The sequence below is a fragment of the Burkholderia seminalis genome (genome assembly GCF_001718535.1).
Taxonomy (GTDB): Bacteria; Pseudomonadota; Gammaproteobacteria; order Burkholderiales; family Burkholderiaceae; genus Burkholderia; species Burkholderia seminalis.
Window position 1 is genome coordinate 504,459 of record NZ_CP013398.1, and the last position, 25,929, is coordinate 530,387.

Annotated in this window: 18 protein-coding genes, 2 tRNA genes and 3 rRNA genes; 10 read left to right on the top strand and 13 right to left on the bottom strand. The window is 63.6% G+C overall.

Features of this window, described 5'->3' with window-relative positions; translation table 11 throughout:
- Positions 1-48: 48 nt before the first annotated feature.
- From WJ12_RS02265 to rpe, 8 genes are all read right to left on the bottom strand, one after another.
- The gene (locus tag WJ12_RS02265; protein ID WP_059557503.1) at positions 49-954 is read right to left on the bottom strand and encodes a uracil-DNA glycosylase; all 906 of its coding nucleotides are present in this window, start codon (positions 952-954) and stop codon (positions 49-51) included.
- Positions 955-967: 13 nt separating this feature from the next.
- Positions 968-1,594 carry a CYTH domain-containing protein gene (locus WJ12_RS02270; RefSeq protein ID WP_059557502.1) on the bottom strand — a complete coding sequence of 209 codons (627 nt, stop codon included), beginning with the start codon at positions 1,592-1,594 and terminating at the stop codon, positions 968-970.
- Positions 1,594-2,379: an indole-3-glycerol phosphate synthase TrpC gene (gene trpC / locus WJ12_RS02275; RefSeq protein ID WP_059557500.1), complete on the bottom strand. Its 786-nt coding sequence runs from the start codon at positions 2,377-2,379 to the stop codon at positions 1,594-1,596. Before trpC ends, WJ12_RS02270 begins: the two co-directional genes overlap by 1 nt.
- A gap of 29 nt (positions 2,380-2,408) precedes the next feature.
- Positions 2,409-3,440: an anthranilate phosphoribosyltransferase gene (trpD, locus tag WJ12_RS02280; RefSeq protein ID WP_027788472.1), complete on the bottom strand. Its 1,032-nt coding sequence runs from the start codon at positions 3,438-3,440 to the stop codon at positions 2,409-2,411.
- Between the two features lie 13 nt (positions 3,441-3,453).
- Positions 3,454-4,044, bottom strand: a complete 591-nt coding sequence (locus WJ12_RS02285) for an aminodeoxychorismate/anthranilate synthase component II (RefSeq protein WP_049030266.1) — start codon at positions 4,042-4,044, stop codon at positions 3,454-3,456.
- 13 nt (positions 4,045-4,057) lie between these two features.
- Positions 4,058-5,551: an anthranilate synthase component I gene (gene trpE, locus WJ12_RS02290; protein ID WP_034187479.1), complete on the bottom strand. Its 1,494-nt coding sequence runs from the start codon at positions 5,549-5,551 to the stop codon at positions 4,058-4,060.
- A gap of 357 nt (positions 5,552-5,908) precedes the next feature.
- A complete protein-coding gene (locus tag WJ12_RS02295; RefSeq protein ID WP_034187477.1) occupies positions 5,909-6,682 on the bottom strand; it encodes a phosphoglycolate phosphatase in 774 nt (257 codons plus the stop codon).
- A 4-nt stretch (positions 6,683-6,686) separates the two neighbouring features.
- Positions 6,687-7,373: a ribulose-phosphate 3-epimerase gene (gene rpe / locus WJ12_RS02300; protein WP_006482066.1), complete on the bottom strand. Its 687-nt coding sequence runs from the start codon at positions 7,371-7,373 to the stop codon at positions 6,687-6,689.
- Positions 7,374-7,551: 178 nt separating this feature from the next.
- Here rpe and apaG point away from each other — a divergent pair, with 178 nt between their 5' ends.
- Both apaG and mltA read left to right on the top strand, forming a co-directional pair.
- Positions 7,552-7,926: a Co2+/Mg2+ efflux protein ApaG gene (apaG, locus tag WJ12_RS02305; RefSeq protein WP_034187476.1), complete on the top strand. Its 375-nt coding sequence runs from the start codon at positions 7,552-7,554 to the stop codon at positions 7,924-7,926.
- 81 nt (positions 7,927-8,007) lie between these two features.
- Positions 8,008-9,240: a murein transglycosylase A gene (gene mltA / locus WJ12_RS02310; protein ID WP_034187532.1), complete on the top strand. Its 1,233-nt coding sequence runs from the start codon at positions 8,008-8,010 to the stop codon at positions 9,238-9,240.
- A 166-nt stretch (positions 9,241-9,406) separates the two neighbouring features.
- Here mltA and paaK read toward each other — a convergent pair whose 3' ends face one another.
- The 5 genes from paaK to paaN form a co-directional block, all read right to left on the bottom strand.
- On the bottom strand, positions 9,407-10,705 hold the full coding sequence (paaK, locus tag WJ12_RS02315; RefSeq protein ID WP_034187475.1) for a phenylacetate--CoA ligase PaaK: 1,299 nt from the start codon (positions 10,703-10,705) through the stop codon (positions 9,407-9,409).
- A 38-nt stretch (positions 10,706-10,743) separates the two neighbouring features.
- Positions 10,744-11,196 carry a hydroxyphenylacetyl-CoA thioesterase PaaI gene (gene paaI / locus WJ12_RS02320; protein WP_059557496.1) on the bottom strand — a complete coding sequence of 151 codons (453 nt, stop codon included), beginning with the start codon at positions 11,194-11,196 and terminating at the stop codon, positions 10,744-10,746.
- A 1-nt stretch (position 11,197) separates the two neighbouring features.
- Complete coding sequence (gene paaG, locus WJ12_RS02325; protein WP_059557495.1) at positions 11,198-11,989, bottom strand: 2-(1,2-epoxy-1,2-dihydrophenyl)acetyl-CoA isomerase PaaG; 792 nt, start codon at positions 11,987-11,989, stop codon at positions 11,198-11,200.
- Positions 11,990-12,034: 45 nt separating this feature from the next.
- Positions 12,035-13,237: a 3-oxoadipyl-CoA thiolase gene (gene pcaF / locus WJ12_RS02330; protein WP_059557492.1), complete on the bottom strand. Its 1,203-nt coding sequence runs from the start codon at positions 13,235-13,237 to the stop codon at positions 12,035-12,037.
- A gap of 87 nt (positions 13,238-13,324) precedes the next feature.
- Positions 13,325-15,031 carry a phenylacetic acid degradation protein PaaN gene (gene paaN, locus WJ12_RS02335; RefSeq protein WP_059557491.1) on the bottom strand — a complete coding sequence of 569 codons (1,707 nt, stop codon included), beginning with the start codon at positions 15,029-15,031 and terminating at the stop codon, positions 13,325-13,327.
- Between the two features lie 129 nt (positions 15,032-15,160).
- Here paaN and WJ12_RS02340 point away from each other — a divergent pair, with 129 nt between their 5' ends.
- From WJ12_RS02340 to WJ12_RS02375, 8 genes are all read left to right on the top strand, one after another.
- Complete coding sequence (locus tag WJ12_RS02340) at positions 15,161-15,937, top strand: enoyl-CoA hydratase (RefSeq protein WP_034187470.1); 777 nt, start codon at positions 15,161-15,163, stop codon at positions 15,935-15,937.
- Positions 15,938-16,507: 570 nt separating this feature from the next.
- Positions 16,508-18,040, top strand: a 16S ribosomal RNA gene (locus tag WJ12_RS02345).
- A 63-nt stretch (positions 18,041-18,103) separates the two neighbouring features.
- Positions 18,104-18,180: transfer RNA gene (locus WJ12_RS02350), tRNA-Ile, on the top strand.
- A 39-nt stretch (positions 18,181-18,219) separates the two neighbouring features.
- Positions 18,220-18,295, top strand: a tRNA-Ala gene (locus WJ12_RS02355).
- A 289-nt stretch (positions 18,296-18,584) separates the two neighbouring features.
- A 23S ribosomal RNA gene (locus tag WJ12_RS02360) occupies positions 18,585-21,466 on the top strand.
- Between the two features lie 121 nt (positions 21,467-21,587).
- A 5S ribosomal RNA gene (gene rrf / locus WJ12_RS02365) occupies positions 21,588-21,700 on the top strand.
- The 16S, 23S and 5S rRNA genes sit together here with 2 tRNA genes alongside, the layout of an rRNA operon.
- Positions 21,701-21,880: 180 nt before the next feature.
- The gene (locus tag WJ12_RS02370; RefSeq protein WP_059558082.1) at positions 21,881-23,956 is read left to right on the top strand and encodes a molybdopterin-containing oxidoreductase family protein; all 2,076 of its coding nucleotides are present in this window, start codon (positions 21,881-21,883) and stop codon (positions 23,954-23,956) included.
- Positions 23,957-24,092: 136 nt separating this feature from the next.
- Entirely contained in the window at positions 24,093-25,766 is a 1,674-nt protein-coding gene (locus WJ12_RS02375; RefSeq protein ID WP_034186344.1) for a long-chain fatty acid--CoA ligase, read from the top strand.
- Positions 25,767-25,929: the final 163 nt, after the last annotated feature.

The window sequence follows — 25,929 nt, forward strand, 5'->3', positions numbered from 1 at the left end:
GGCGCGGCGTTTTTGCGTGCTTGCCGGCACGAAGGAACCGGCAGCGCGTCAAGCGAGCGTTTCGGCGACTTCCGGCAGGCGCCAGTCGATCGGCTCGCGGCCCGCATCGACCAGATAATCGTTCGCGAGCGCGAAATGGCGGCAGCCGAGGAAGCCGCGGTGTGCGGATAGCGGCGACGGATGCGGCGCCTCGAGCACGCAATGCGCGCTCGCGTCGAACAGCGCGCGCTTCGCCTGCGCGTGTGCGCCCCACAGCATGAACACGAGCCCGCGATGACGGCCGGCGAGTTCGCGGATCAGCGTGTCCGTGCATTGCTCCCAGCCGCGCTTCGCATGGCTGGCGGCCGCGCCGCGCTCGACCGTCAGCACGGTGTTGAGCAGCAGCACGCCCTGGCGCGCCCATGTGTCGAGACAGCCGTGGCGCGGCGTGTCGTGACCGAAGTTCGCGGCGATTTCCTTGAAGATGTTGCGCAGCGACGGCGGCGTGCGGACGGCCGGCGGCACCGAGAACGCGAGGCCGTGCGCCTGCGGCGTGCCGCGATCGTCGCCATGGTACGGATCCTGGCCGAGGATCACGACTTTCACGTCGTCGGGGCTCGTCAGGCGCAGCGCGCGGAACACGTCGGTCGGGTAGACCGTCTTGCCGGCTGCGCGCTCGTCGTCGACGAAGCGGCACAGCGGCGCGTACGCGTCGCTGTCGGTGAACGGCTTCAGCACGTCGCGCCAGACGGCCGGCAGCGCGTCGAATTGCGCGGCGAGATGCGGAACGTCGGCGGCGGCGGGCTGCGGTGCCGCCGCGGCGGGGGCCGGTGCCGCGGTTTTCTTCGCGGGTTTGCGCCTGGCCGCGGGCGGCTTGGAAGCCGCGGACGGTATATCGGCCGGTGCCGTTTCCGGCACGGGATCGTCGAACAGCGACGCCTGTTGCGGCGCGCGGGAAGTCTTGCGGGTTGCCATGCGTGATGCGTGTTTATTGCGTGCGCAGCCGGTAGCCGCGCTGCGCCTTGCTGATGTTTTCGGGAGCGAGGCCCGGCAGCGCCTGCTGCAGTTCGGCGGCAAGCGTCGAGAGCGCCGCTTCCGGGCCGTCGATCAGTTCGAGTTCGATTTCGCTGATCGGTTCGCGGCGCGTTTCGTGTTCCGCCTGGACGACGATCTCGCCGAGGTCCACCGCGGCCTCGACGGTCGCACCGCCGATCGCGACGCGCCACAGCGTACGCGAAAAATCCGTGCGGAACAGCGCATGCAGCGCGCCGGCCGCATTATTCAGCGCGGCGGCCGCTTCCGGCACGTCGCAGGCCGCGACGAGCGCGTCGATCTCGAGCGCGTCGCCGGCGACCGGCAGTTCCCATTCGTGGCGGCGATGCAGGCCGCCTTCCGCACTGCCGACCGTCTTGAAGGTCTGCAGCCAGCCGTGCGGCGTGCGACGCACGCGCACCGCGCTCTTCGAGCGCGCCAGCGCGAGATCGGGTGTGTCGTAGTAGACGTTCGCGAGCGTGACGTCGCGGCCGGGTTCGCCGGTCAGCGTCTCGAAGAAGCGTCGCGCGGCGTCGGCCTGACCGGCCGGCAGCGCGAGCTTGATTTCCTTTTCGATCGCCATCAGAAGAACATCCGCGCGAGTTCCTCGCCCGGCTGCTCGGCGCGCATGAACGCTTCGCCGACGAGGAACGTGTTCACGTTCGCCGCGCGCATCGTGTCGACGTCGGTGCGCGACAGGATGCCCGATTCGGTCACGACGATGCGGTCCGCCGGAATCATGTCGAGCATGTCGAGCGTGGTCTGGATCGACGTCTCGAACGTGCGCAGGTTGCGGTTGTTGATGCCGAGCAGCGGTGTCTTGAGCGTCAGCGCCTGTTCCATCTCGTTGCGGTCGTGCACTTCGACCAGCACCGCGAGGCCGAGCGAGTGCGCATACGCCTCGAGGTCCTGCATCAGCGGCGTATCGAGCGCGGCGGCGATCAGCAGGATCGCGTCGGCGCCCATCGCGCGGGCTTCGACGATCTGGTACGCGTCGACGATGAAGTCCTTGCGCAGCACCGGCAGCGTGCAGGCCGCGCGTGCCTCTTCGAGGTAGCGGACGCCGCCCTGGAAGAATTGCTCGTCGGTCAGCACCGACAGGCACGCGGCGCCGTGCGCCGCATACGAGCGTGCGATGTCGGCCGGCACGAAGTGCTCGCGCAGCACGCCCTTCGACGGGCTGGCCTTCTTGATTTCGGCGATTACCGCGGCGTCGCCGGCCGCGTGCTTCGCACGCAGCGCGCCGACGAAGTCGCGCAGGTCGCGCGCGGAGGCGTCCAGCTTCAGTGCCTCGAGCGGCGTGCTGCGCATGGCCGCCGCGATTTCTTCGCGCTTGACGGCGATGATTCGGTCGAGAATGTCGCTCATGGGGATTCCTGCTTGATTCGTAAGGGGAGTCAGCGCTTGAACTGCTGCGTGAAGCGCACGAGTTCGTCGACTTTCGCGCGCGCCTTGCCGCTCGCGATCGCTTCGCGGGCGAGCTGGATGCCGTCCGCGATCGATTCGGCGACGTTCGCCGCATACAGCGCGGTGCCCGCGTTCAGCGTGACGATCTCGCGCGCGACGCCCGGCTGGTTGTCCAGCGCGCCGAGCAGCATCGTGCGCGACTCGTCGGCATTTTCCACCTTCAGCGTGCGGTTCGACACCATCTGCAGGCCGAAATCCTCCGGATGGATCTCGTATTCGTGCACCTTGCCGTCGCGCAATTCGCCGACGAGCGTCGCGGCGCCGAGCGACACCTCGTCCATCCCGTCCTTGCCGTATACGACGAGCACGTGCTGCGCGCCGAGGCGCTGCATCACGCGCACCTGGATACCGACGAGGTCGGGGTGGAACACGCCCATCAGCTGGTTCGGCGCGCCGGCCGGATTGGTCAGCGGGCCGAGGATGTTGAAGATCGTGCGCACGCCGAGTTCGCGCCGCACGGCCGCGATGTTCTTCATCGCCGGGTGATGGTTCGGCGCGAACATGAAGCCCATGCCCGTTTCGGCGATCGACGCGGCGACCTGCTCCGACTGCAGGTCGATGTTCACGCCGAGCGCCTCGAGCACGTCGGCGCTGCCGGACTTGCTCGACACGCCGCGGTTGCCGTGCTTCGCGACCTTCGCGCCGGCCGCGGCCGTGACGAACATCGACGCGGTCGAGATGTTGAACGTATGCGAGCCGTCGCCGCCGGTGCCGACGATGTCGACGAAGTTCGAGTTGTCCTGCACCTCGACGTGGTTCGCGAATTCGCGCATCACGGTCGCGGCGGCGGCGATCTCGCCGATCGTCTCCTTCTTCACGCGCAATCCGGTGATGATCGCCGCGGCCATCACCGGCGACATGTCGCCGCGCATGATGAGCCGCATCAGGTGCAGCATCTCGTCGTGGAAGATTTCGCGGTGCTCGATCGTGCGCTGCAGCGCTTCCTGCGGAGTAATCGTCATCGTGGGGCTCCTGTCACGCAGCCTGTGCAGCCGCGGCGCGGGCCTGCTTCAGGAAATTCTCGAGCAGCGCATGGCCGTGCTCGGACAGGATCGATTCCGGATGGAACTGCACGCCTTCGACCGGCAGCGTCTTGTGGCGCACGCCCATGATTTCGCCGTCGTCGGTCCAGGCGGACACTTCGAGGCAGTCCGGCAGCGATTCGCGCTCGATCGCGAGCGAGTGGTAGCGCGTGACGTCGAAATGCTTCGGCAGGTCGGCGAACACGCCGCGGCAATCGGTTTCGATCCGGCTCACCTTGCCGTGCATGATGGTCTTCGCGCGCACCACGCGGCCGCCGAATGCCTCGCCGATCGCCTGGTGGCCGAGACACACGCCGAGGATCGGTTTCTTGCCGGCGAACTCGCGCAGCACGTCGAGCGTGATGCCCGCATGTTGCGGATTGCTCGGGCCCGGCGACAGGCAGATCGCGTCGGGATCCAGGCGCGCGATCTCGTCGAGCGTGATTTCGTCGTTGCGGTAGGTACGCACGTCCTCGCCGAGTTCACCGAAGTACTGGACCAGGTTGTAGGTAAACGAGTCGTAGTTGTCGATCATGAGCAGCATGGTCAGTCTCCGGTCAGAAGTCGCTATCGAGGCCGTCCTGGACCTGTTCGGCCGCACGCAGCACCGCGCGCGCCTTGTTCTCGGTCTCTTGCCATTCGGATTCGGGTACCGAATCCGCGACGACGCCGGCCGCCGCTTGTACATACAGGTTGCCGTTGTGGATCAGCCCCGTGCGGATCGCGATCGCGAGATCCATCTCGCCCGAGAACGACAGGTAGCCGACCGCGCCGCCGTACAGCCCGCGCTTGACCGGCTCGAGCTCGTCGATCAGTTCCATCGCGCGCACCTTCGGCGCGCCGGACAGCGTGCCGGCCGGGAACGTCGCGCGCAGCACGTCGTAGTTCGTCATGCCGGGCTTCAGCTTGCCTTCGACCGAGCTGACGATATGCTGCACGTGCGAGTACTTCTCGATGACCATCTTGTCGGTCACCTGCACCGAGCCGATTTCGGCAATACGGCCGACATCGTTGCGCGCGAGGTCGATCAGCATCACGTGCTCGGCGATCTCCTTCGGATCGTTGAGCAGCTCGGTCGCGAGTTCCGCATCGCGCTCGGGCGTGTTGCCGCGCGGGCGCGTGCCGGCGAGCGGGCGGATCGTGACGATCTGATCCTCGCCGCGCTTTTCCTGGCGCACGAGGATTTCCGGCGACGCACCCACCACGTGGAAATCGCCGAAGTTGTAGTAATACATGTACGGCGACGGGTTCAGCGAACGCAGCGCGCGATACAGCGACAGCGGATTGTCGCGGTACGGCTTCGTCAGCCGCTGGCCGACCTGGATCTGCATCAGTTCGCCGGCCGCGATGTATTCCTTCGCCTGGCGCACGGCGGCCAGATAGTCGTCCTTCTTGAACTCGCGGAACGTCTCGGTGCGCACGCTGGCCGACGTGACGGGCGGCTGCACGGTCGTGCGCAGGCGCTGCTTCAGCTCGCGCAGGCGCTGTTTCGCCTTCGCGTAGGCTTCGGGCTGGCCCGGGTCCGCGTAGATGATCAGGTACAGCTTGCCGGCGAGGTTGTCGATGACCGCGACTTCCTCGGTCAGCAGCAGCTGGATGTCGGGCAGGCCGAGATCGTCGCGCGGCGCGGTGTTCGCGAGCTTCTTCTCGATATAGCGCACCGCGTCGTAACCGAAGTAGCCGGCGAGACCGCCGCAGAAGCGCGGCAGGCCCGGGCGCTGCGCGACCTTGAAACGCGCCTGGAACGATTCGATGAACTGGAACGGGTCGCCGTCGTGCGTCTCGACGACCTGGCCGTCGCGCACGACTTCCGATACGCCGTTGCGGGTGCGGATGAGCGTGCGGGCCGGCAGGCCGATGAACGAGTAGCGGCCGAAGCGTTCGCCGCCGACCACGGATTCCAGCAGGAACGAGTTGGCGCCCGCGCGTTCGGGCTGGGCCAGCTTCAGGTAGAGGGACAGCGGCGTTTCGAGATCGGCAAGGGCTTCCGCGATCAGCGGGATGCGGTTGTAGCCTTCGTTCGCGAGCGATTGGAATTCGAGTTCGGTCATGTTCCGGTCCTGTTCGGGACGAGCGGCGCGTGCGCCAGGGATCACTTGACGCTGCGCGGGTTGCCGTCGGCGAAAGGGCGGTCGATCGAGAAGTGCCTGTTGCCGGCCGGCATTCCGGGCGTGAACGTCGCGAGCCTGCGGCCGATCCTGAACGCAAGCGTTCGGACGCGGTGGAACTCGAGGTGGTGCGACGATCGGCGCGCGGATGCGCAGCGAGATAAAAAACGGCGCTGAAGACGTGCTTCAGCGTACCTCATCGAAGAGGTTAGCGCGACCAGCGACGCCAGGGCCAGGCTCCCCGGTCGATGCTGCTCAGACTCCGTTTTTTATTCAGAAACATGCGGATGGAAGAAATAATCAGACGGTTGGCCGGCCGGCGTTGTGCGCGGAAATTGCGCGAGCCGCGACCAGCAACGAATCGACTATACCATCCGAATTTATCGTTTGTATAGCTTTGCCGTGGTTGTAGCCGTACGGCACCGTCAGCGTCGCCATTCCGGCCGCGCGGCCGGCCAGCGCGTCGTTTTCCGAGTCGCCGATCGCGACCGCCGCGTCCGGCGGGACGCCGAGCGCGTCGCAGGCCGTCAGCATCGGCAGCGGATCGGGCTTCTTGCGTGCGACGCTGTCGCCGCCGAGCACGATGCCGAAGCAATCGGCCAGCCCGTATTGTTCGAGCAGCTCGACCGCGAAGCGGTGCGGCTTGTTCGTCACGCACGCGAGCCGGATCCCGGCCGCGCGCAGCGCGTCGAGGCCGGCGGCCACTTCCGGATAGAGGCGCGCATGGCGGCCGTTGATCTTCGCGTATTCGGTCTGGTAGATCGCCAGCGCGTCGTCGAAGCGCGCGTGCGCTTCGTCGGCCGGGAAGCGCGGCTTCAGCACGCTCTGGATCAGGTGTTCGGAGCCCTTGCCGACGTAGCCGATCACCTCGTCGCGCGACGTGGCCGGCGCGCCGAGCCGCGCGAGCATCCCGTTCAGGCCGGCCGTGAAATCGTCGGCCGTGTCGACCATCGTGCCGTCGAGGTCGATCAGCGCGGCTTCGATACGCGGCGCGGCAAAGCGGATCGGGGCGGCGTGCGTGGCGTCCGCGGTGGCCCCGGCCGGCGCGTGGCCGGCAAGCGACGAATCGGCCACGGCGTCAGCTCCGCTCGACAGTGGCGAGCGCGGCGCGCATCTCGTCGATCACCTTGCGGTAGTCGGGCTTGCCGAAGATCGCCGAACCCGCGACGAACGTGTCGGCGCCGGCCGCAGCGATTTCCGCGATGTTGTCGGCCTTCACGCCGCCGTCGACCTCGAGCAGGATCTCGCGGCCCGTGCGCTCGGTGTACGCGTCGATGCGCGCGCGTGCTTCACGCAGCTTGTTCAGCGTTTCCGGAATGAACGACTGGCCGCCGAAGCCCGGGTTGACCGACATCAGCAGCACGAAGTCGAGGCGGTCCATCACGTGGTCGAGGTAGTTCAGCGGCGTGGCCGGGTTGAACACGAGGCCGGCCTTGCAGCCGTGGTCGCGGATCAGCGACAGCGTGCGGTCGATGTGATCGGAGCCTTCCGGGTGGAAGCTGATCAGGTTCGCACCGGCCTTCGCGAAATCGGGCACGATCCGGTCGACCGGGCGCACCATCAGGTGCACGTCGATCGGCACCTGCACGTGCGGGCGGATCGCTTCGCACACGAGCGGGCCGATTGTCAGGTTCGGCACATAATGGTTGTCCATCACGTCGAAGTGGATCCAGTCGGCGCCGGCGGCGACGACGTTGCGGACTTCTTCGCCGAGCCGTGCGAAATCGGCCGACAGGATGCTGGGAGCGATACGGAATTGGGTCATGGCAGGGGAGCGGGGACGTTGCGGCGCAAAACCGTCATTCTACCGTCCGGCGACCCGGTGCGCGGCGGCGGGCCGTGCGGCCGAGGCCCGATTGCGCATAGAATGCCGAACCAATGCGGCGCGCCCGCGGCCCCGTTGCCCATGCCGGCACGGACAGTCACCTTCCACCGGAAACATCATGAGTCAGTATCAGTTCACCGTTTCGGTGAAAACCAGCTACCTGCCGGAACAATCCGACCCCGATCACCGTCAATACGCATTCGCGTACACGCTGACGATCCGCAACACGGGACAGGTCGCGGCGCAGCTGATCGCGCGTCACTGGATCATCACGGACAGCGAGAACCACGTGCAGGAAGTGAAGGGGCTCGGCGTCGTCGGGCACCAGCCGCTGCTGCAGCCGGGCGAACACTTCGAATACACGAGCTGGGCCGTGATCGCGACGCCGGTCGGCACGATGCGGGGCGCGTACTTCTGCGTGGCGGAAGACGGCGAGCGTTTCGAGGCGCCGGTCGACGAGTTCGCACTGCACATGCCGCGCACGCTGCATTGAGCGTGCGAAGCGCGTCAGCGCGGCTGGCGGTCGTTGTTGCCGCGGGCGTGCTTCTTTCTGCCCGACGACGTCCACACGACGATGAAGATCAGCAGGGCAAGCGCTACGAAGGCTTCGAGCGCGAAGATGAGCATCGGATATTGGTCGAGAAAATCTGACATGGCGGTTTCCATCAAGAACGGACATTGTATGTGGTTTGGGCCCCGGTTGGCCGGGTGGGTGGCAGCGGCCGCGGCGGCGGCGCTGCTTGCCGCGTGCGGCAGCGCACCGACGCGGACGTCGTCGCTGAAGCCGCCGACCGGCGCGGCGATCGTGCCGGGGCAGGTCGCCGCGAAGCGGCTCACGCCGGTCGCGTGGCAGCAGGTGCCGGGCTGGCAGGACGATTCGCTGATCGGCGCGACGGCCGCGCTGCGGCAGAACTGCGTGCGGCTCGCGCGCCAGCCGGCCTGGGCGCGCGCGTGCGCGGCCGCCGACCGGCTCGACGAGCTCGACGTCGGCAGCGCGCGCACTTTCTTCGAAACGTATTTCACGCCGTTCCAGCTCGCGAACACCGACGGGACGCTCGACGGGCTCGTGACCGGTTATTACGAGCCGCTGCTGCACGGTTCGCGCGTGCGCCGCGGCCCGTATCAGTACGCGCTCTATCGCTGGCCGGCCGGCTATCGCGCGGGGGCCGCGCTGCCGGCACGCGCGCAGCTCGAGCGCGCCGGGATCCTGAACGGCAACGAACTCGTGTGGGTCGACGATCCGATCGAGGCCTTCTTCCTGCAGGTGCAGGGCTCGGGGCGCGTGCTGCTCGACGACGGTTCGGTGATGCGGGTCGGCTTCGGCGGCACCAACAACCAGCCGTACCGTTCGATCGGCAAGTGGCTGCTCGATCGCGGCGAGCTGACGCCCGCCCAGGCGACGATGCAGGGCATCAAGGCATGGGCGAAGGCGAACCCGACCCGCGTCGACGCGTTGCTCGACACGAATCCGCGGTTCGTGTTCTTCCGCGACATGCCGACCAAGGAAGATGCGCCGCATGGCGGCGCGGACGGCCCGATCGGCGCGCTTGGCGTGCCGCTGACGCCGGAGCGTTCGATCGCGGTCGACCCGTCGGCGATTCCGCTCGGCACGCCCGTGTTCCTGCAGACTACGCGTCCGCTGACGAATACGCCGATGAACCGGCTCGTGTTCGCGCAGGATACGGGTTCGGCGATCAAGGGCGGCGTGCGGGCTGACTATTTCTGGGGGCTCGGCGACGACGCGGGCGATCAGGCCGGCCGGATGAAGCAGGTCGGCCGGATGTGGCTGCTGTTCCCGAATTCGTGATGCGCAGCGGCGCGGTTGTTCCAGGCGGAATGCCCCACGTGACGTGACTGACTTGACGGGCCGTGCCCCGGGACAAAACAGTCCGACCGGCTCTGGCCGATTCGGACTGTTTCTTTTTGGGGCGGCGCGATGACCGCTCCGCGTCGCTGACCGGCGGCGTCCGGTGTTATCCCTTGCGCTTGTCGACGACGCGGCGTGCCTTGCCGACCGAGCGCTCGATCCCGTTCACGGGCAGCACGTTGATCACGGCCGTCACGCCGATCAGCGACTTGATGTCGTGCGCGAGCGCCTGTTTTGCCGCGTGGATCGCCGCCGTATCGGGTGCGGAGTCGGGGCAGGGCTCGACGTTGAGCGTCAGCACGTCGAGCGGGCCTTCCTTCGTCAGCACGATCTGATAGTGCGGCGCGAGCGCGCGCTGCTTGAGCAACTGCTCCTCGATTTGCGTCGGGAATACGTTGACGCCGCGCACGATCATCATGTCGTCCGAGCGGCCGGTGATCTTCTCCATCCGGCGCATCGTGCGGGCGGTGCCGGGCAACAGGCGCGTGAGATCGCGGGTGCGATAGCGGATGATCGGCAGCGCTTCCTTCGTCAGTGACGTGAACACGAGTTCGCCGAGCTCGCCGTCCGGCAGTACTTCGCCGGTTTCCGGGTCGATGATTTCCGGATAGAAATGGTCTTCCCAGATGGTCGGGCCGTCCTTGGTCTCGACGCATTCGGACGCGACACCGGGCCCCATCACTTCCGACAGCCCGTAGATGTCGACCGCGTCGATGCCCATTCGCTGTTCGATCGCGACGCGCATGTCGTTGGTCCAGGGCTCCGCGCCGAAGATACCGATGCGCAGCGAGCTCTGCACGGGATCGAGACCCTGGCGTTCGATTTCGTCTGCGATCGACAGCATGTAGCTCGGCGTCACCATGATGATGTCGGGCCGGAAATCCTGGATCAGCTGCACCTGCTTTTCGGTCTGGCCGCCGCCGAACGGGATCACGGTCAGCCCTGCGCGTTCGGCGCCGTAATGCGCGCCGAGCCCGCCCGTGAACAGGCCGTAGCCGTAGCTGACGTGTACCTTGTCGCCGCGGCGTGCACCGGCGGCGCGGATCGAACGCGCGACGAGGTTCGCCCACGTGTCGATGTCGCCGGCCGTATAGCCGACGACCGTCGGCTTGCCGGTCGTGCCCGATGACGCGTGGATGCGCGAGATCCGGTCCTGCGGTACCGCGAACATCCCGAACGGGTAGCTGTCGCGCAGATCGCCCTTCGTCGTGAACGGGAAGCGCGACAGGTCGGCGAGCGTCTTCAGGTCGTCCGGATGCACGCCCGCGTCGTCGAACTTGCGACGATAGACGGGCGAGTGGTCATACGCATGCCGGAGCGACCACTTGAGGCGTTCGAGCTGCAGTGCGATCAGCTCGTCGCGTGAGGCGGTCTCGATCGGCTCGAGCGGTAGCGGGGTAGTCATGCCTGTCTCCAGTGTTTGTTATGTGCGGGCCGTCGGCGTCAGCGATCTTCCGGGATGACCGTGCCCTTGATCTGGGCGGATTTGCCGCGAAACATCGCGACCGTTTCACCGGTCTGGTTCGTGACGCGGATGTCGTAGATGCCGTGGCGGCCGGCGCGCGCCTGTTCGATCGCCTCGGCCGTCAGCACGTCGTCGCCGTGCACCGGGCGCAGGAATTCGATCGAGCAGCCGGCCGCGACCGTGTTCAGGTTGTACGAGTTGCACGCGAATGCGAAGGTCGAATCGGCGAGCGTGAAGATGATCCCGCCGTGGCAGGTCTGGTGTCCGTTCAGGAATTCGGGCCGCACGCGCATCCGCAGGCGGGCGTAGCCGGCGCGAACTTCGGCGATTTCCATGCCGAACGCGCGGCTGCAGGCGTCGGCTTCGTACATGGCCTGCGCCGTGGCGCGGGCCAGCGAATCGGGGTCGAGCGTGGTGGTGGCGTGCGTCATGTCAACGCCCCTCGAAGCGCGGTGCGCGCTTCTCGATGAACGCCGTCACGCCTTCCGCATAGTCGTGCGACTGGCCGAGCTTGCGTTGAAGGTCGCGTTCCAGGTCGAGCTGCTGGTCGAGCGTGTTCGTGACGCCGTCGCGCATCGATTGCTTGATCGATGCGATTGCGAGCGTCGGCTGTTGCGCGAGCTGGGTGGCGAGCTGACGGACCGTCGCGACGAGTGCGTCGTCGTCGACCGCACGCCAGATCAAGCCCCATTGCTCGGCCTGCTCGGCGCCGAGCTTGTCGCCGGTCAGCGCGAGCCCCAGCGCGCGAGCCATGCCGACGCGCTGCGGCAGGAACCACGTGCCGCCCGAATCCGGCACGAGCCCGATCTTGATGAAGGCCTGGATGAAATTGCTCGAGCGGGCGGCAAACACGAGATCGCATGCGAGGGCGAGATTCGCGCCGGCGCCGGCCGCCGTGCCGTTGACGGCGGCGATCACCGGAATCGGCAGGCGCTGCAGGCGGCGGATCAGCGGATTGAAGTGCTCGTCGATCAGCGTGCCGAGGTCGGTGGACGCGCCCGGCGTGAAGTCGAGGTCGGCCAGATCCTGGCCCGCGCAGAAGCCGCGCCCCGCCCCTGTCAGAATCAGCGCGCGCGCGCCGGCCGCTTCGACTTCATCGAGTGCCGACTGCAGTTCGCGATGCATCGCCCGCGTGAAGCTGTTCAGCTTGTCGGGGCGGTTGAGGGTGATCGTGGCCACGCGCGCGGCCTGATCGATATCCAGCTGAATCGCCTGATAGGACATGCAGTGTCTCCTTCATGACTTCGTTATAGGCGCGCGGCGGGGCGGTTACACGCGTTCGATCGCGAGGGCGATGCCCTGGCCGACGCCGATGCACATCGTACAGAGCGCAAAGCGGCCGCCCGTACGTTCGAGTTGATGGAGCGCGGTGGTCACGAGCCGGGCCCCCGAAGCGCCGAGCGGATGGCCCAGCGCAATCGCGCCCCCGTTCGGGTTCACGCGCGGATCGTCGTCGGCGACACCGAGCATGCGCAGCACCGCGAGGCCCTGCGACGCGAACGCCTCGTTCAGTTCGATCACGTCGAACTGGTCGATGGTCATGCCGAGCTGACGCAGCAGCTTTTGCGTGGCCGGCGCGGGGCCGATGCCCATCACGCGGGGTTCCACACCGGCGGTTGCCATGCCGACGACGCGCGCGCGGCGGCGCAGCCCATACTGGTCGGCTGCCTGCGCATTGGCGAGCAGCAGCGCGCACGCGCCGTCGTTGACGCCCGACGCGTTGCCGGCCGTGACGGAGCCGTCCGGACGCACGACACCCTTCAGCTTCGCAAGCGCCTCGAGCGACGTCTCGCGCGGATGTTCGTCGCGCGACACGACGATAGCGTCGCCTTTCTTCTGCGCGATCGTGACCGAGACGATTTCGTCGGCGAGCGTGCCGTCCTGCTGCGCACGCGCGGCCTTCTGCTGGCTGCGCAGCGCGAACAGGTCCTGATCCGCGCGGCTGATGTGGTAGTCGACCGCGACGTTCTCGGCCGTTTCCGGCATCGAGTCGACGCCATGCAGCTGCTTCATCAGCGGATTGACGAAACGCCAGCCGATCGTCGTATCGAAGATGTCGGCCTGGCGCGCGAATGCGCTGGCGGCCTTGCCCATCACGAACGGCGCGCGCGTCATGCTCTCGACGCCGCCGGCGATCATCAGGCGCGCTTCGCCCGACTTGATCGCGCGCGCGGCCGTGCCGACCGCGTCCATTCCGGAGCCGCACAGGCGGTTCAGCGTCGTGCCCGGCACGGCGGTCGGCAGGCCCGCGAGCAGCGCGGACATGCGTGCGACGTTGCGGTTGTCCTCGCCGGCCTGGTTCGCGCAGCCGTAGATCACGTCGTCGATCGCCGTCCAGTCGACGTCGCGGTTGCGCTCGACGAGCGCCTTGAGCGGCACCGCGCCGAGGTCGTCGGCGCGGACGTCTTTCAGGGCGCCGCCGTAGCGGCCGATGGGGGTGCGAATCGCGTCGCAGATGTAGGCGTCTGTCATGGGCGTATCGATGAGCAACGAACCCGCCGGGTGGCGGATTCGTTCATGGTAGAGAACGTGGCGGCGTTTGCACGTCGGCCATTCGGGTTATGCCGTCTGGCCGGCTTCCGCGGGGACTGCTTTCGGGGCAACATGGACGCGGCTTTGCACCACGCGGAAGCGGTTGGCGACGAACGCCGGGTCGGCCAGCGCCGCGTTAGCCGCCGGGTTCGCACCGGTGCCGTGGAAATCGGAGAACGCGGCCGACTGGTTGACGAATACGCCGCCCGTCAGGTTGATCGACAGCGCGACACCGCCGCGTACCGCCGCGTCGTGCGCGGCCTCGACGATCGCGTCGTCGGTGCTGTAGACGGAGAGCGTCAGTGCGCCATGTTCCGCCGCGATTTCACCGGCGAGGTCGAGCGACTGAGCGGTCGAGTCGGTCGCGATCACGAACGAGATCGGGCCGAACCATTCCTGCGTGAATTTTGCGCGATCGGCCACGTCGAGCTGCAGTACGAGCGGCGTACGCACGCGGGCGTCGGGGAAGATCGGGTGCTGGAGAGTCTGGCTGTCGGCGAGCACGCGGCCGAGCTGGCGGGCGTCGTCGATGCGCGCGGTCACGCCTTCGTTCTGGATCGCGCCGATCAGTTCGACCGCGCGTGCCGGGTCGCCGGTGAGTTTTTGGACGGAAACGGCGATGGCCTGTGCGACCTCGTCGAAGCTCGCATGACCGTCGGCCGTCCGGATCCCGTCGCGCGGCACGTAGATATTTTGCGGCGCCGTGCACATCTGGCCGGAGTACAGCGCCAGCGAGAACGCGATGTTCCTGGCGGCGGCCTTCAGGTCGTCGGTCGAGTCGATCACGATCTGGTTGACGCCCGCCTTTTCGGTATAGACCTGTGCCTGGTGGGCATGGCGTTCGAGCCACGTGCCGTTCTGTGTGCTGCCGGTAAAGTCGATCAGCTTGATCTCGGGGCGCAGCGCGAGGTCCTGGACGAGGGCGCCGTCGTTGGGCTCGGTCGCGAGGAGCGTGACGATGTTCGGATCGAATCCGGCCTCGCGCAGTACGTCGCGGGCGATCCGGACCGTGATCGCGAGCGGCAGGATCGCACCCGGATGCGGTTTGACGATCACGGTGTTGCCGGTTGCCAGGTCGGCGAACAGGCCCGGGTAGCCGTTCCAGGTCGGGAACGTGCAGCAGCCGAGCACGAGCCCCGTGCCGCGCGGGACGACCGTGTAGCGCTTGTGCATCGCGAGCGGCGGGTTCTTGCCTTGCGGTTTTTCCCAGTGCGCGTCGGCGGGGATGCGGCGCAGTTCGTCCCATGCATAGGCGACGGCCTCGAGCGCGCGATCCTGCGCGTGCGGGCCACCGGCCTGGAACGCCATCATGAATGCCTGCCCGGTGGTGTGCATCACGCTGTAAGCGATCTCGAAGCTTGCGCGGTTCAGGCGCGCGAGAATCTCGAGGCTGACGCCGATCCATGCGCTCGGGCCGGCTTCGCGCCACGTGCGTTGCGCGGCGGCCGCGGCGGCGATCAGTGCGTCGGGCGTCGATTTCGGATACCGGATGCCGAGCGCGATGCCATAGGGCGACTGCTCGGCACCGACCGTTTCGCCGGACGCCGGCTGGTCGAGTTCGAACGTTTTGTCGAGGTGGGACTTGAATGCGGCCTCGCCATCGGCGTTCGCGCTTTCCCCGTACACTTTGGGGCTCGGCATTTCGGCGAACGGGCTCCAGTACCCGCGGCTCTCGATGGCGGCGAGTGCGTGCTTCAGCGTGTCTTCGTGCTTCGTGAACAGTGCATGGGTCATGGCGGCGGCCTGATGGACATTGAGAGGGGTTGGATCGATTAATTAACCGACCGGTTGGTCGGAGAATGGTAGCATCAAACTATTCGCATGTGCGAGGCGTTTCTCATTTCATTGATCGAGGAGAAATAGATGGCTTACGAGAACATCCTGGTGGAGACCCGGGGGCGTGTCGGGCTGGTTACGCTGAACCGTCCGAAGGCGTTGAATGCGCTGAACGATGCGCTGATGGATGAGTTGGGCGCCGCGCTGAAGGCGTTCGATGCGGATGACGGCATCGGCGCGATCGTCGTGACGGGGAGCGAGAAGGCATTCGCGGCCGGTGCGGATATCGGCATGATGGCGACCTACTCCTATATGGATGTTTATCGGGGCGACTACATCACGCGCAACTGGGAGACGGTCCGCGAGATCCGCAAGCCGATCATTGCGGCGGTTTCGGGCTTCGCGCTGGGAGGCGGCTGCGAGCTTGCGATGATGTGCGACATCATCTTTGCGGCGGATACGGCCAAGTTCGGTCAGCCGGAGATCAAGCTGGGCATCATGCCGGGCGCTGGCGGTACGCAGCGGCTGCCGCGCGCGGTGTCGAAAGCGAAGGCGATGGACATGTGTCTGACGGCACGCTTCATGGACGCCGCCGAAGCCGAGCGGGCCGGGCTCGTGTCGCGCGTGCTGCCGGCCGACAAGTTGCTCGACGAGGCGCTTGCCGCCGCGGCGACGATTGCCGAGTTCTCGCTGCCGGCGGTCATGATGGTCAAGGAGTCGGTGAACCGCGCGTACGAGACGACGCTGGCCGAGGGCGTCCACTTCGAGCGTCGGCTGTTCCATTCGCTGTTCGCGACCGAAGACCAGAAGGAAGGGATGGCGGCTTTCGTCGAGAAGCGGAAGCCGGAGTTCAAGAACCGCTGATCGGGTGCTGCCACGCGCGGTGTCCGACGGCCTGTTGGGCGCCTGTTGTCAGCACGGCCGGTCGTCGCCCGTCGAACCCCTAGCCCCCGTGCGCGGCAGCGCACGGGGGCTTTTTCAAACTTTTTTCACAAAGGGCTTGCGCGGGCGGCGCGAGGTGCATAGAATCACGCCTCTTTCGCGCTCACGGAAACGCGGCGCGGAAGGAAGGGAAGCAGTGCGGTTGAGGCTTGGCAGGAACGGCCTCGGCGGTACGGAAGTTGAGCCCCGCGGTCGCAACGACGTAGTGCAAAAAGTTGTTGACGAACTGCGAAACACGGTTCATAATCTCGCTTCTCTGCTGCTGAAAACGCAGCGCTGCCGGGAAACGCGATGTTCCTCGCAGATTGCTCTTTAAAAATTAACAGCCGATAAGTGTGGGCGCTTGATGGCAGCGAGCTGATCCTCGGATCAGATAGCGAAAGTATCAAGAGTCTCACACTAAAGTAAGTCAGGTTTATGAAGTGATTCATATTCCTGTCAGCTTTGAGTGAGCGACCGGTTCTTAACCGAACCGAAAACAGTAACAGGTTTAAACTGAAGAGTTTGATCCTGGCTCAGATTGAACGCTGGCGGCATGCCTTACACATGCAAGTCGAACGGCAGCACGGGTGCTTGCACCTGGTGGCGAGTGGCGAACGGGTGAGTAATACATCGGAACATGTCCTGTAGTGGGGGATAGCCCGGCGAAAGCCGGATTAATACCGCATACGATCCATGGATGAAAGCGGGGGACCTTCGGGCCTCGCGCTATAGGGTTGGCCGATGGCTGATTAGCTAGTTGGTGGGGTAAAGGCCTACCAAGGCGACGATCAGTAGCTGGTCTGAGAGGACGACCAGCCACACTGGGACTGAGACACGGCCCAGACTCCTACGGGAGGCAGCAGTGGGGAATTTTGGACAATGGGCGAAAGCCTGATCCAGCAATGCCGCGTGTGTGAAGAAGGCCTTCGGGTTGTAAAGCACTTTTGTCCGGAAAGAAATCCTTGGCTCTAATACAGTCGGGGGATGACGGTACCGGAAGAATAAGCACCGGCTAACTACGTGCCAGCAGCCGCGGTAATACGTAGGGTGCAAGCGTTAATCGGAATTACTGGGCGTAAAGCGTGCGCAGGCGGTTTGCTAAGACCGATGTGAAATCCCCGGGCTCAACCTGGGAACTGCATTGGTGACTGGCAGGCTAGAGTATGGCAGAGGGGGGTAGAATTCCACGTGTAGCAGTGAAATGCGTAGAGATGTGGAGGAATACCGATGGCGAAGGCAGCCCCCTGGGCCAATACTGACGCTCATGCACGAAAGCGTGGGGAGCAAACAGGATTAGATACCCTGGTAGTCCACGCCCTAAACGATGTCAACTAGTTGTTGGGGATTCATTTCCTTAGTAACGTAGCTAACGCGTGAAGTTGACCGCCTGGGGAGTACGGTCGCAAGATTAAAACTCAAAGGAATTGACGGGGACCCGCACAAGCGGTGGATGATGTGGATTAATTCGATGCAACGCGAAAAACCTTACCTACCCTTGACATGGTCGGAATCCTGCTGAGAGGCGGGAGTGCTCGAAAGAGAACCGGCGCACAGGTGCTGCATGGCTGTCGTCAGCTCGTGTCGTGAGATGTTGGGTTAAGTCCCGCAACGAGCGCAACCCTTGTCCTTAGTTGCTACGCAAGAGCACTCTAAGGAGACTGCCGGTGACAAACCGGAGGAAGGTGGGGATGACGTCAAGTCCTCATGGCCCTTATGGGTAGGGCTTCACACGTCATACAATGGTCGGAACAGAGGGTTGCCAACCCGCGAGGGGGAGCTAATCCCAGAAAACCGATCGTAGTCCGGATTGCACTCTGCAACTCGAGTGCATGAAGCTGGAATCGCTAGTAATCGCGGATCAGCATGCCGCGGTGAATACGTTCCCGGGTCTTGTACACACCGCCCGTCACACCATGGGAGTGGGTTTTACCAGAAGTGGCTAGTCTAACCGCAAGGAGGACGGTCACCACGGTAGGATTCATGACTGGGGTGAAGTCGTAACAAGGTAGCCGTATCGGAAGGTGCGGCTGGATCACCTCCTTTCCAGAGCTTCTCGCACAAGTTGAGCGCTCACGCTTATCGGCTGTAATTTAAAGACAGACTCAGGGGTCTGTAGCTCAGTCGGTTAGAGCACCGTCTTGATAAGGCGGGGGTCGTTGGTTCGAATCCAACCAGACCCACCATTGTCTGGCGGTAACACACCTGAGGCATCTGTACTCAATGGGGGCATAGCTCAGCTGGGAGAGCACCTGCTTTGCAAGCAGGGGGTCGTCGGTTCGATCCCGTCTGCCTCCACCAATCACCAACGCTAAGTGCTTGGTTCACACGCTGAACCGAGAATTTTGCATTGGCGATTGAGCCAGTCAGAGGATATCAACAGATATCGGCTGTCGTTCTTTAACAATCTGGAAGAAGTAAGTAATTTGGATAGCGGAAGCGTCTTGAGATGGACGTGAAAACTATCCGGGTTGTGATTGTATCGATGTATCTCAAGATGATTCGAACTCTATGTTCGACTCAATTTGGAATACGGCACAACGCGAGAACTCAACCTGTAGCGGCTGTCGATGAGACAGACTCGTTATAGGGTCAAGCGAACAAGTGCATGTGGTGGATGCCTTGGCGATCACAGGCGATGAAGGACGCGGTAGCCTGCGAAAAGCTACGGGGAGCTGGCAAACGAGCTTTGATCCGTAGATGTCCGAATGGGGAAACCCACTCCTTTTGGAGTATCCATGGCTGAATACATAGGCCATGCGAAGCGAACGCGGTGAACTGAAACATCTAAGTAACCGCAGGAAAAGAAATCAACCGAGATTCCCAAAGTAGTGGCGAGCGAAATGGGATGAGCCTTGCACTCTTTATTTGTATTGTTAGCCGAACGCTCTGGAAAGTGCGGCCATAGCGGGTGATAGCCCCGTAGGCGAAAACAGTATGAAAGAACTAGGTGTGCGACAAGTAGGGCGGGACACGTGAAATCCTGTCTGAAGATGGGGGGACCATCCTCCAAGGCTAAATACTCGTGATCGACCGATAGTGAACCAGTACCGTGAGGGAAAGGCGAAAAGAACCCCGGGAGGGGAGTGAAATAGATCCTGAAACCGCATGCATACAAACAGTCGGAGCCTCGTAAGGGGTGACGGCGTACCTTTTGTATAATGGGTCAGCGACTTACGTTCAGTAGCAAGCTTAACCGTATAGGGCAGGCGTAGCGAAAGCGAGTCCGAATAGGGCGTTCAGTTGCTGGGCGTAGACCCGAAACCAGGTGATCTATCCATGGCCAGGATGAAGGTGCGGTAACACGTACTGGAGGTCCGAACCCACTAACGTTGAAAAGTTAGGGGATGAGCTGTGGATAGGGGTGAAAGGCTAAACAAACCTGGAAATAGCTGGTTCTCTCCGAAAACTATTTAGGTAGTGCCTCGTGTCTCACCTTCGGGGGTAGAGCACTGTCATGGTTGGGGGGTCTATTGCAGATTACCCCGCCATAGCAAACTCCGAATACCGAAGAGTGCAATCACGGGAGACAGACATCGGGTGCTAACGTCCGGTGTCAAGAGGGAAACAACCCAGACCGCCAGCTAAGGTCCCCAAATATAGCTAAGTGGGAAACGAAGTGGGAAGGCTAAAACAGTCAGGAGGTTGGCTTAGAAGCAGCCACCCTTTAAAGAAAGCGTAATAGCTCACTGATCGAGTCGTCCTGCGCGGAAGATGTAACGGGGCTAAGCTATATACCGAAGCTGCGGATGCGTGCTTTGCACGCATGGTAGGAGAGCGTTCCGTAAGCCTGCGAAGGTGCGTTGAAAAGCGTGCTGGAGGTATCGGAAGTGCGAATGCTGACATGAGTAGCGATAAAGGGGGTGAAAGGCCCCCTCGCCGTAAGCCCAAGGTTTCCTACGCAACGTTCATCGGCGTAGGGTGAGTCGGCCCCTAAGGCGAGGCAGAAATGCGTAGCTGATGGGAAGCAGGTCAATATTCCTGCACCATTGTTAGATGCGATGGGGGGACGGATCGCGGAAGGTTGTCCGGGTGTTGGAAGTCCCGGTCGCTGCATTGGAGAAGGCACTTAGGCAAATCCGGGTGCGCAATTCAAGGGTGTGGCGCGAGCTCCTTAGGGAGCGAAGCAATTGGAAGTGGTTCCAAGAAAAGCCTCTAAGCTTCAGTCTAACGATGACCGTACCGCAAACCGACACAGGTGGGCGAGATGAGTATTCTAAGGCGCTTGAGAGAACTCGGGAGAAGGAACTCGGCAAATTGGTACCGTAACTTCGGGATAAGGTACGCCCTTGTAGCTTGACTGGCCTGCGCCAGGAGGGTGAAGGGGTTGCAATAAACTGGTGGCTGCGACTGTTTAATAAAAACACAGCACTCTGCAAACACGAAAGTGGACGTATAGGGTGTGACGCCTGCCCGGTGCCGGAAGATTAAATGATGGGGTGCAAGCTCTTGATTGAAGTCCCGGTAAACGGCGGCCGTAACTATAACGGTCCTAAGGTAGCGAAATTCCTTGTCGGGTAAGTTCCGACCTGCACGAATGGCGTAACGATGGCCACACTGTCTCCTCCCGAGACTCAGCGAAGTTGAAGTGTTTGTGATGATGCAATCTACCCGCGGCTAGACGGAAAGACCCCATGAACCTTTACTGTAGCTTTGCATTGGACTTTGAACCGATCTGTGTAGGATAGGTGGGAGGCTATGAAACCGGAACGCTAGTTTCGGTGGAGCCGTCCTTGAAATACCACCCTGGTTTGTTTGAGGTTCTAACCTTGGCCCGTGATCCGGGTCGGGGACAGTGCATGGTAGGCAGTTTGACTGGGGCGGTCTCCTCCCAAAGCGTAACGGAGGAGTACGAAGGTACGCTAGGTACGGTCGGAAATCGTGCTGATAGTGCAATGGCATAAGCGTGCTTAACTGCGAGACCGACAAGTCGAGCAGGTGCGAAAGCAGGTCATAGTGATCCGGTGGTTCTGTATGGAAGGGCCATCGCTCAACGGATAAAAGGTACTCTGGGGATAACAGGCTGATACCGCCCAAGAGTTCATATCGACGGCGGTGTTTGGCACCTCGATGTCGGCTCATCTCATCCTGGGGCTGTAGCCGGTCCCAAGGGTATGGCTGTTCGCCATTTAAAGAGGTACGTGAGCTGGGTTTAAAACGTCGTGAGACAGTTTGGTCCCTATCTGCCGTGGGCGTTGGATATTTGAAGGGGGCTGCTCCTAGTACGAGAGGACCGGAGTGGACGAACCTCTGGTGTACCGGTTGTCACGCCAGTGGCATCGCCGGGTAGCTATGTTCGGAAGAGATAACCGCTGAAAGCATCTAAGCGGGAAACTCGCCTTAAGATGAGATATCCCTGGGGACTAGATCCCCTTGAAGGGTCGTTCGAGACCAGGACGTTGATAGGTCAGGTGTGTAAGCGCAGTAATGCGTTCAGCTAACTGATACTAATTGCCCGTAAGGCTTGATCCTATAACAAGTCTGTTTTACAGACAGCGGTTGAATGACCGCGATGTGCTGATACGCACAACTCAAAAATTACTGCTTCTTCCAAGATTGGTTGCGCTGCGAAGCAACGCAACAACCCTCTTTGCCTGATGACCATAGCGAGTCGGTCCCACCCCTTCCCATCCCGAACAGGACCGTGAAACGACTCTACGCCGATGATAGTGCGGATTCCCGTGTGAAAGTAGGTAATCGTCAGGCTCCCTAAGCCAGAAACCCCCGCCCGAAAGGCGGGGGTTTTTGCATTTCGGCGGCGGAAATGCGCGTGCGCGGCAATGTCAGTCGGTCTTCGTTCAGATAACCCGAGTCCCGAACGAAATGAGCGCGTTATCCGGCGTGTCCACGTAAAATTCGCGAATCCCCACCTCCGCATTCAAGACGATGAACGCCGCCACCCAGGTAGCCCGGGCCGTTTGCCCGCACGATTGTCCGGACACGTGCGCAATGCGCGTGACCGTCGAGAACGGGAAGGCGATCAAGGTAACGGGCGATCCCGATCATCCGCCGACGCAAGGTGTGTTGTGCACGAAGGTCAGCCGTTACGCCGACCGCGTCCATCATCCCGATCGCCTCACGGTTCCGCTCAAACGCGTCGGCCCGAAGGGCGAAGGGCGCTTCGAGCCGATCAGCTGGAGCGAGGCGTTCGACGAGATCGGCCGTCGCCTGGGTGAAATCGCCGCGCGCGCGCCGGAAGCGATCGTGCCGTACAGCTACGCCGGAACGATGGGGCTCGTGCAGGGCGAGGGCATCGCCCAACGGTTCTTCCACACGCTCGGCGCATCGCGGCTCGAGCGCACGATCTGTGCGGCAGCAGGCGCGGCGGGGCTGCGATATACGTATGGCGGCAGTCTCGGCATGCACCTCGAGCACTTCGAGGAAAGCGAACTGATTCTGATATGGGGCGCGAATCCGATCGCGTCGAGCCTGCACTTCTGGACCCGCGCGCAGGAAGCGAAGCGCCGCGGTGCGCGTCTTGTCGCGATCGATCCCTATCGCTCGCTGACCGCGGAGAAGTGCCATCAGCACATTGCGCTGAAACCGGGTACCGATGGTGCATTTGCGCTCGGCATGATGCATGTGTTGATCACCGAAAATCTGCTCGATCACGACTACATCGCTGACCATACGCTGGGTTTTGACGCGCTCAAGGCGCGCGCCATGTCCTATCCGCCGGAGCGGGTCGCGCAGATCTGCGGCATCGATGCGTCGGAGCTGATCGATCTTGCGCGTCGCTACGGCGCCACGCGAAAGGCATCGATCCGCCTCAACTACGGCATGCAGCGCGTTCGCGGCGGCGGCAATGCCGTGCGCGCGATTGCCAGCCTGCCGGCGCTGACGGGAGCGTGGCGCGACCGCGCGGGCGGGCTGTTGCTGTCGTCGTCGGAATCCGCACCGGTCAACCAGGCGGCGCTGCTGCGCCCGGATCTGATGCCGGGTTGGCCGCACAAGCTGCCGCGCATCATCAACATGAATGCGATCGGCGACGCGCTGCTGCACCCCGGCGATGCGACATTCGGGCCGAAAGTCGAAGCCGTGATCGTGTACAACTCGAATCCGGTGGCGGTCGCGCCGGATTCGTCGAAGGTCGCCGCTGGGTTCGCGCGTGACGATCTGTTTACGGTCGTTCTCGAGCATTTCAAGACAGATACCGTCGATTTTGCCGACATTGTGTTGCCGGCGACCACGCAGCTCGAGCATCTCGATATTCACAAATCGTATGGCCACACCTACGTGATGGCGAACCTGCCGTCGATTCCGCCGGTGGGCGAGGCGCGGCCGAACACGGAGATCTTCCGTGGCATCGCGCGCAGCATGAGGCTCGACGAGCCGGCGCTGTATCACACCGACGAAGAGGTCGCGCGTGCGGCGCTCCGCTGGGACGACCCGGCACTCGACAGCGACTGGGAAACGTTGAAGCGGGAAGGCTGGCTGAAGCTCAAGCTGCCGGAGGCGCCGTTCGCGAACGGCGGTTTCCGCACCCCGTCAGGCAAGTGCGAGTTCTACAGCCCGCGGCTCGAGCAGATGGGCATGGACCCCGTCCCGGACTACCTGCCGCCGTTCGAATCGGCCGAGGCCGCGCCCGAGCTTGCCGCGCGTTATCCGCTCGCGATGATCTCGCCGCCGGCCCGCCACTTCCTGAACAGCACGTTCGTGAACGTCGACAGCCTGCGTACGACGGAAGGCGAGCCGCACCTCGACATGCACCCGTCCGACGCCGAGGCGCGCGGCATCGCGGAGGGCGACGTCGTCCGCATCTTCAACGATCGCGGTTCGATGCAGGCGCTCGCACGGGTTACCGATCGCGCACGGGCGGGGCTCGTCGTCGGACTGTCGATCTGGTGGAAGAAACTGTCGCCCGACGGCAGGAACGCGAACGAGGTGACAAGCCAGGCGCTGACCGATCTCGGCAATTCGGCGACGTTTTACGATTGTCTTGTGGAAGTTGAACGAATTTGATCGAATATCGCGTTATGGTCGGACGAATATCCTCGGAAGTTCGAAGTGGACATCTAACCCTGTTGTCTCGGGGCGGGGGAGCCGTTACGATGCGTTTTAGCACGACCATTCGAAAATCTGTGAGGAGACGCGCGGCATGGACAAAATTTGGCTGAAATCGTACCCACCCGGCGTTCCAGCCGAAATTGACGCGTCTCCCTATCCTTCTGTCCCGGACCTGCTCGACGAAAGCTTCCGGCAGTATCGCGATCGCACGGCGTTCGTCTGCATGGGCAAGGGCATCACGTACGGTGAACTCGACAAGCTGTCGCGGCAGTTCGGCGCGTGGCTGCAATCCCGTGGCCTCGCACGCGGCGCGCGCGTCGCGATCATGATGCCGAACGTGCTCCAGTATCCGGTGACGATCGCCGCGGTACTGCGGGCCGGTTACACCGTCGTCAACGTCAACCCGCTTTATACGCCGCGCGAGCTCGAGCACCAGTTGAAGGACAGCGGCGCGGAAGCGATCGTCATCCTCGAGAATTTCGCGTCGACGCTGCAGTCCGTCATCGCCAATACGGCCGTCAAGCATGTGGTCGTCGCATCGATGGGCGACCTGCTGGGCATCAAGGGGTGGCTCGTCAATTACGTGGTGCGCAACGTGAAGAAGATGGTGCCTGCATGGCAGCTGCCGTCGTTCACGCGCTTCAAGGCCGCGCTGTCGGAAGGCGCGCGGCAGGCGTTCAAGCCGCAGAAGATCGGCCCCGACGACGTCGCGTTCCTGCAATACACGGGTGGGACGACCGGCGTCGCGAAGGGCGCGACGCTGTTGCACCGGAACATCGTGTCGAACGTGCTGCAGGCCGGCGCCTGGCACCATCCGGCACACGAGAAATACCCGGAGGTGAAACAGTTCGTGACGGTCGTCGCGCTGCCGCTGTATCACGTGTTCGCACTGACCGTCTGCGGTTTCCTGACGATGCGCACGGGCGGCATGGGAGTCCTGATCCCGAACCCGCGCGACATCGCCGGCATGATCAAGGAGCTGAAGGGCTATCAGATCTCGACGATTCCGGCGGTCAACACGCTGTACAACGCGCTGCTGAACCATCCCGAATTCAGTCAGCTCGACCTGTCGAAGCTCGTGATCGCCAACGGCGGCGGCATGGCGATCCAGGAAGGGGTCGCGAAGCGCTGGTATGAAAAGACCCATACCGCGATCATCGAAGGATACGGGCTGTCCGAAACGTCGCCGGTGGCGACCTGCAATCCCGTGACGGCGACCGAATACAGCGGGACGATCGGTTTGCCGCTGCCGTCGACCGAGGTGGCGATCCGCGACGATGCCGGCAATGACGTGGCGCTCGGCGAACCCGGCGAGATCTGCATCCGCGGGCCGCAGGTGATGGCGGGCTACTGGAACCGGCCCGACGAGACCGCGAAGGTCATGTTCCCGGACGGGTTCTTCAAGACGGGCGACGTCGGCGTGATGGACGCGCGCGGTTACGTGAAGATCGTCGACCGGAAGAAGGACATGATCCTCGTGTCCGGCTTCAACGTGTATCCGAACGAAGTCGAGGACGTGGTGGCGTCGCATCCGGGCGTGTTCGAGGTGGCGGCGGTCGGCGTGCCCGACGAGCATTCCGGCGAGGCCGTGAAGCTGTTCGTCGTGAAGAAGGATCCGGCGCTCACCGACAAGGACATCCTGGCCTACTGCAAGGAGCGGCTCACCGGCTACAAGCGGCCGAAGCTGGTCGAATTCCGTACGGAGCTGCCGAAAACGAACGTCGGCAAGATCTTGCGGCGCGAGTTGCGCGACGGACGCGCGTAAGTCGCGGCGAGGTTGAGCGAAAAAGCCCGGCAGACGCCGGGCTTTTTTGTTTGCGGATGACGCGGATCGGAACCAGCCGCTTTCCGCGGCGGGCCGGCGGCCCATCGCATCGTCGATTGTGCCGACACGACCGGCGCACATGGCGCGCCGGTGGCGCTTTCAC

What these genes read in the sequence shown, in the direction of transcription:
- paaG (WP_059557495.1), bottom strand. Translation starts at nt 11,989, where the DNA reads ATGTCCTATCAGGCGATTCAGCTGGATATCGATCAGGCCGCGCGCGTG.
- trpC (WP_059557500.1), bottom strand. Translation starts at nt 2,379, where the DNA reads ATGAGCGACATTCTCGACCGAATCATCGCCGTCAAGCGCGAAGAAATC.
- paaN (WP_059557491.1), bottom strand. Translation starts at nt 15,031, where the DNA reads ATGACCCATGCACTGTTCACGAAGCACGAAGACACGCTGAAGCACGCA.
- WJ12_RS02285 (WP_049030266.1), bottom strand. Translation starts at nt 4,044, where the DNA reads ATGCTGCTCATGATCGACAACTACGACTCGTTTACCTACAACCTGGTC.
- rpe (WP_006482066.1), bottom strand. Translation starts at nt 7,373, where the DNA reads ATGACCCAATTCCGTATCGCTCCCAGCATCCTGTCGGCCGATTTCGCA.
- WJ12_RS02370 (WP_059558082.1), top strand. Translation starts at nt 21,881, where the DNA reads ATGAACGCCGCCACCCAGGTAGCCCGGGCCGTTTGCCCGCACGATTGT.
- WJ12_RS02265 (WP_059557503.1), bottom strand. Translation starts at nt 954, where the DNA reads ATGGCAACCCGCAAGACTTCCCGCGCGCCGCAACAGGCGTCGCTGTTC.
- trpE (WP_034187479.1), bottom strand. Translation starts at nt 5,551, where the DNA reads ATGACCGAACTCGAATTCCAATCGCTCGCGAACGAAGGCTACAACCGC.
- WJ12_RS02270 (WP_059557502.1), bottom strand. Translation starts at nt 1,594, where the DNA reads ATGGCGATCGAAAAGGAAATCAAGCTCGCGCTGCCGGCCGGTCAGGCC.
- WJ12_RS02340 (WP_034187470.1), top strand. Translation starts at nt 15,161, where the DNA reads ATGGCTTACGAGAACATCCTGGTGGAGACCCGGGGGCGTGTCGGGCTG.
- trpD (WP_027788472.1), bottom strand. Translation starts at nt 3,440, where the DNA reads ATGACGATTACTCCGCAGGAAGCGCTGCAGCGCACGATCGAGCACCGC.
- paaK (WP_034187475.1), bottom strand. Translation starts at nt 10,705, where the DNA reads ATGACTACCCCGCTACCGCTCGAGCCGATCGAGACCGCCTCACGCGAC.
- pcaF (WP_059557492.1), bottom strand. Translation starts at nt 13,237, where the DNA reads ATGACAGACGCCTACATCTGCGACGCGATTCGCACCCCCATCGGCCGC.
- apaG (WP_034187476.1), top strand. Translation starts at nt 7,552, where the DNA reads ATGAGTCAGTATCAGTTCACCGTTTCGGTGAAAACCAGCTACCTGCCG.
- WJ12_RS02375 (WP_034186344.1), top strand. Translation starts at nt 24,093, where the DNA reads ATGGACAAAATTTGGCTGAAATCGTACCCACCCGGCGTTCCAGCCGAA.
- paaI (WP_059557496.1), bottom strand. Translation starts at nt 11,196, where the DNA reads ATGACGCACGCCACCACCACGCTCGACCCCGATTCGCTGGCCCGCGCC.
- mltA (WP_034187532.1), top strand. Translation starts at nt 8,008, where the DNA reads ATGAAGATCAGCAGGGCAAGCGCTACGAAGGCTTCGAGCGCGAAGATG.